Origin of the sequence: Enterobacter sp. PGRG2, assembly GCF_030291195.1 — a bacterium.
Classification (GTDB): Bacteria; Pseudomonadota; Gammaproteobacteria; order Enterobacterales; family Enterobacteriaceae; genus Enterobacter_D.
In genome coordinates this window covers 1,493,863-1,497,223 of record NZ_CP127837.1, presented here as the reverse complement: position 1 = coordinate 1,497,223, position 3,361 = coordinate 1,493,863, and the positions used below count along the sequence as shown (strand labels likewise).

Below are 3,361 nucleotides of genomic sequence, written 5' to 3'. Positions count from 1 at the left end.
CGCCAGCCCTAAAAACAGCGCCAGACCCACGTAGTTATTGTTCATAAAGGCTTTAAAGCAGGCCTCGCGTTCGCGGTTCACCACCAGCCACTGCTGATAGATAAAGAGCGCACCGGCCACTGCTATCGACGCATAGTAAGGCCAGCCCAGCCCGTTCAGCCAGCCGACGGCGGTCATCAGCGCCAGCACTATTACCTGCAACAGGCCGACGATCAGTTTGTCGTGACGCCCGAACAGAATGGCCGTCGATTTGACGCCGATTTTCAGATCGTCATCCCGGTCAACCATCGCATACAGCGTGTCATAGGCCACTGCCCATAAGACGTTGGCGACAAACATCAGCCAGCAGCTCAGTGGTAAGGACTCACTTACTGCCGCAAACGCCATGGGTATGGACCAGCCAAAGGCCGCGCCCAGCACCACCTGCGGTAAATGGGTGTAGCGCTTCATGAACGGATACACCCAGGCCAGCGCCAGCGCCGCCACCGAAAGCGCAATGGTCATCAGGTTCAGGGTCAGCACCAGCACAAAAGCCAGCAGCACCAGCACCACAAACAGCGTACGCGCTTCTTTTTCCGTTACCGCGCCGCTGGGCATAGGACGGTTCGCCGTGCGCTTAACGTGCCCGTCGATTTTACGGTCGGCATAATCGTTCACCACGCAGCCCGCCGCGCGCATCAGCCAGACGCCCGCGACAAATACCGCCAGGATCCACAGCGGCGGTACGCCCGGCGTGGCGACCCATAACGCCCACAGCGTGGGCCATAACAGTAACAGCGCGCCGATGGGTTTATCGGTGCGCATCAAGCGGTGAAAGGCCAGCAGCTTATCCTGAGTGAGACTCCACTCCATTTTATCTTCCTCTTAGTACAACGGCGATGCCGGCAAAAACAGTTCCGTCAGCAGTAACGGCTTCCCGCCCAGACGCAGACGGGAGCGGCGTCCCCACAGCGTATCCTCACGCCCAATTTCAATAAAGTCACGGGTAAGCGTAGACGAGGTAAAGAGATAACGACCGAGCGGCGTATTACCCAGCTTTTGCAGCGCCAGCTCCGGCCCGCTGAGGGTGGATTCAGGCACCACCGTGCGCCCGGCAAGCCAGGGTTCGCCATCGGCGCAGAGTAAAATTTCGCGCAGCCAGTAGCGTGATTCCGCAGGCAGCAGCGGCAGCTCCTCAGGGATCTCATCCGGCGCGACAAAGGCTTCACGGATCAGCGTCACGCTCACCTGTTTGCCCTGCTGCTCAAAACGTTTGGTCATGGAATCTTCCAGCAACAGCCAGTCGAGCAGTTGCGGATCCAGCGCGGGGATTGCGTCAAAGTAGCGCAGCGCACGCAGTTGCGTTAGCGCAGGGTGTGACATGCCTTACTCTCCGGTACAAAACGTAAAAGTATTGTATCGCAGAACCGGCACAGACGGGCGGGCAAAGTTCATGTCCTTTGCAAAAGCGTAACAGATACGCAACAGCGTGCGCGGGGCGCAAAAAAAGGTGCGCCCGTTAAGGCGCACCAAACAGCAAAATCAGCATTGCGGGGTGAATTACCCCTTGCCTTTTACACTGCTGATAAAGGTTGAACGGGCAGTTTTAGATCCCAGGCTTTCTGCTTCGTTGAGCAATTTCAGGGCCTTGTCGATCTCGCCTTTGGCGACGGCCTGACGAATACCCTGGTTAAAGTAGTTTTCGGTTTCGTTCAGCACCGGCTCTTTCTTCACTGCCGGAGCAGGTGCCGGGGCTGGCGCAGCAACAGGTGCAGCCGGTGCGTTGTAAGCGGTTGCCGGGGCGGCGGTATTGCCCACCGTCACCGGATCCGGGCCGGAGGAGCCAAACAGCGGGCCGACCAGCACGCTGGAGCCGCTGTTGGTTTTCACTTTCAGCGTCAGCTTGCCATCGGTGACGTGGCGCGCCAGCGGATCGGGAATATCCGGGATCGCGTTACCCGCGCCTTTGGCATAGGCTTTCGCCGGGTTGATCAGTTTGGTGGTCTTTTGCAAATCCTGATCGCGGGTAAAGGCCAGCACGTAGATTTTTTGCTGCCCCAGCGCAGGCGTCAGGCGGATCACACCTTCCAGCCGATCGGCGCTCATCACGCCCGGTTCCTGATAGGTGAAATAGTCGCTCGGGAAGAAGGCGGATGGCGTCATGTTCTGATCGAGGATTAGGACGTTCGGCGCAAAGACCTGCGTTTGTTTATCCACTTCGCTGGTCAGCGTCAGCGTAAGTTCACCGATATTGGCCGGCACGCTCCAGGCGATCACCGGGCCGCTGATCCCCGGCACGTTAATGGTTTGTCCGCCGGTCGCTACTGTGGTGGTCTGGGCTTTGGACTGGTTAACCGGCGTCCAGGTCAGTTTTTGCAGCTCCGCCGCCGGAATAGCCGGGGCGCTGCTGGTGTTTTGTGGAACAAAGTTGATGTCCGCCAGCGCGGAAAGCGGGCATGCCGCCAGCAGGCTGGCGCTCAGACAGAATGCGACGAGACTTTTTTTCATTTTCATTGTTTTCACCTCTGAATTCACAGGTGCCACGGTTGCCAGGCAATAGCGCGCGTCACCCAAAGGGTTGAGGGGCTTGCGCCCCTCTTTTGGTCATTACGTCAGGTTAACGGGGGATTACCACCAGATTTCCATCTGCGCGCCGAAGGTCACTTCGTCGTTGTCGCCACGGCTGAAGGTACGGGCGGAGGTATCGTTGTACGCTAAACCATTGGTATAACCGGCATCGGTATCCGCGCTGGTGTTAGCGTAACCCCATTTCTCATCCCACTTCGCATAGGTGGCGAATACGCGGATGGCCGGGCGGGACCAGATGCTGTCGCCAGCCTGCCATTGTTGCGCGAGGGTGATTTTGTACTGGTTGTTGGTGTCGTCGGTACGCTGTGATTTCACGTTGTCGTAGCCCACTTCCAGCAGGGTGCTCATGATCGGCGTCCATTTGTACATCGGGCGCACACCCACGGTCCACCAGCGGGTGCCGTTGCTGTCGTCACGGTCGATGTCCTGGTACATGCCGACGTACATCAGATCCCAGCGTTCGGCCAGGGTGATCGCACCGTGATCCAGCAAGCGGATCATGCTGCCGTCGTTATTGATGCTGCCGCCTTCCGGACGGCCTTTACCGTTGGAGGTCATAGAGTCAGTGGCGTACTGCACCACAAACTTGTTAAAGCCTTTCATCATGCTCTGGGTATGTTCAGCAGTGAACATCCAGCCATCTTTTGAGCCGCCCTGACGCAGCGTGTAGTCGTCCCGCAGGTTGGTGTGACCGTAGTCAACGCCCAGCTCCAGTACGCCGTCGGTGTTAGTTTCCAGACCCGCTAAACGCACATCGAACACGTCGTTTGGCACTTCGTTGTTATAAGTTCTT

4 protein-coding genes are annotated in these 3,361 nt (G+C 58.0%); all 4 read right to left on the bottom strand.

The window, feature by feature from the left end:
* Positions 1–852 (bottom strand): 4-hydroxybenzoate octaprenyltransferase (gene ubiA / locus QRD42_RS06445; protein ID WP_321988443.1); only part of this gene is annotated, 852 nt, incomplete at its 3' end.
* Positions 853–864: 12 nt separating this feature from the next.
* Positions 865–1,362, bottom strand: a complete 498-nt coding sequence (gene ubiC / locus QRD42_RS06440; protein WP_072570183.1) for a chorismate lyase — start codon at positions 1,360–1,362, stop codon at positions 865–867.
* Positions 1,363–1,539: 177 nt separating this feature from the next.
* On the bottom strand, positions 1,540–2,493 hold the full coding sequence (malM, locus tag QRD42_RS06435) for a maltose operon protein MalM (protein ID WP_321988442.1): 954 nt from the start codon (positions 2,491–2,493) through the stop codon (positions 1,540–1,542).
* Positions 2,494–2,607: 114 nt separating this feature from the next.
* The coding region (locus QRD42_RS06430; RefSeq protein ID WP_321988441.1) for a carbohydrate porin at positions 2,608–3,361 on the bottom strand (754 nt) is incomplete at its 5' end.